Consider the following 1,876-nt stretch of genomic DNA (forward strand, 5'->3'; position numbering starts at 1 on the left):
GTCCCGCGCGCCGTCCGCCCCGAAGATAACGGCTTCGCGCACGGGGGAGCATCTCGTCCCCCCCTGCCCCGCGCCGCACACGGTGCATGAAGCCGGCCCGGCCAGATGGTCACGCAGTATGAATTCGCCCGCGCGGGCATCATTACCGAGGAAATGATCTACGCCGCCCACCGTGAGAACCTTGGCCGCGCCACCATGGTCGGGGGCGCGGAGGAACGCCGCGCCGATGGCGAGGATTTCGGGGCCGACATTCCCGCCTTCGTCACGCCCGAATTCGTGCGTTCCGAAATCGCGGCGGGCCGCGCCATCCTGCCCGCCAACATCAACCACCCCGAACTTGAACCCATGGTGATCGGGCGCAACTTCCTGGTGAAGGTGAACGCCAATATCGGCAATTCGGCCGTCACCTCATCCGTGGCGGAGGAAGTGGAAAAAATGGTCTGGGCCATCCGCTGGGGCGCGGATACGGTCATGGACCTGTCCACCGGACGCAACATCCACAACATCCGCGACTGGATCATGCGCAACGCCCCGGTGCCCATCGGCACGGTGCCACTGTACCAGGCGCTGGAAAAAGTGGGTGGCGTGCCCGAAGACCTGACATGGGAAATCTTCCGCGACACGCTGATCGAGCAGGCCGAGCAGGGGGTGGACTATTTCACCATCCATGCCGGCGTACGCCTGCGCCATGTGCCGCTGACCGCCCGGCGCGTTACCGGCATCGTCTCACGCGGGGGGTCGATCATGGCGGGGTGGTGCCTGCACCATCACCGCGAGAGCTTCCTGTATGAACATTTCGAGGAGATATGCGACATCATGCGCCGTTACGATGTCGCCTTCTCGCTGGGGGACGGGCTGCGCCCCGGCTCCATTGCCGATGCGAATGACGCCGCCCAGTTCGCGGAGCTGGAAACGCTGGGGGAACTGACCAAGATCGCATGGGCGAAGGGCTGCCAGGTCATGATCGAGGGGCCGGGCCATGTGCCCATGCACAAGATCAAGGTCAATGTGGAAAAGCAGTTGCGCGAATGCGGGGAAGCCCCCTTCTACACGCTTGGCCCGCTTACGACCGACATCGCGCCGGGTTACGACCACATCACATCGGGCATCGGGGCGGCCATGATCGGCTGGTTCGGCACGGCCATGCTGTGTTACGTCACCCCCAAGGAACATCTGGCCTGCCGGACCGCAATGACGTGAAGGTGGGCGTCGTCACCTACCGCATCGCCGCCCATGCCGCCGATCTGGCCAAGGGGCACCCGGCCGCGCGCATCCGCGATGACGCGATCAGCCGCGCGCGGTTCGATTTCCGCTGGAATGACCAGTTCAAACTGTCACTCGACCCGGATACGGCGTGCACCTACCATGACGAAACCCTGCCGCGCGACGCCCACAAGAACGCGCATTTCTGCTCCATGTGCGGGCCGAAATTCTGTTCCATGCGCATAAGCCACGACCTGCGCGCCAATGCCGAGCGCGAGGCCGGGCTGGAACAGAAAAAGGAGGAGTTCCGCAGCAGCGGCAACCGCCTCTACGTACCGGTGGAAGATGTTGTGACACCGGCGGAATAACGCACCGCCTTCCCCGCGTGCGGGGAGAAAGGTCCGGGCACCGCCTTTTTTCAAAAAGGCGGCGTTTCCGGAAGCGTCCCTGCCATTGCCCCGGAACCGGACGCAGCCGTGCGGTCAGAGAACCTTTTCCACCCAGCCATGCGGATCGGGAGCCGTGCCGCGCTGGATGCCGATCAGCGCGTTACGCAGCTTTTCGGTAACGGGGCCGATACCGGCGCCCCCGCCAATCACGGCTTCCCCCTTATGCCCACGGAAGCGCCCGATGGGCGAGACCACCGCCGCCGTGCCGCAGGCGAACACTTCCT

2 pseudogenes are annotated in these 1,876 nt (G+C 64.8%); one reads left to right on the forward strand and one right to left on the reverse strand.

Going from position 1 to position 1,876, the window contains the following annotated elements:
• A pseudogene (gene thiC, locus JCM25156_RS25100) lies at positions 1-1,571 on the forward strand (phosphomethylpyrimidine synthase ThiC); the annotation flags it as partial.
• 114 nt (positions 1,572-1,685) lie between these two features.
• Here thiC and JCM25156_RS25105 read toward each other — a convergent pair.
• Positions 1,686-1,876 (reverse strand): annotated as a pseudogene (locus tag JCM25156_RS25105) (branched chain amino acid aminotransferase); the annotation flags it as partial.

The sequence above is a fragment of the Komagataeibacter kakiaceti JCM 25156 genome, assembly GCF_000613305.1.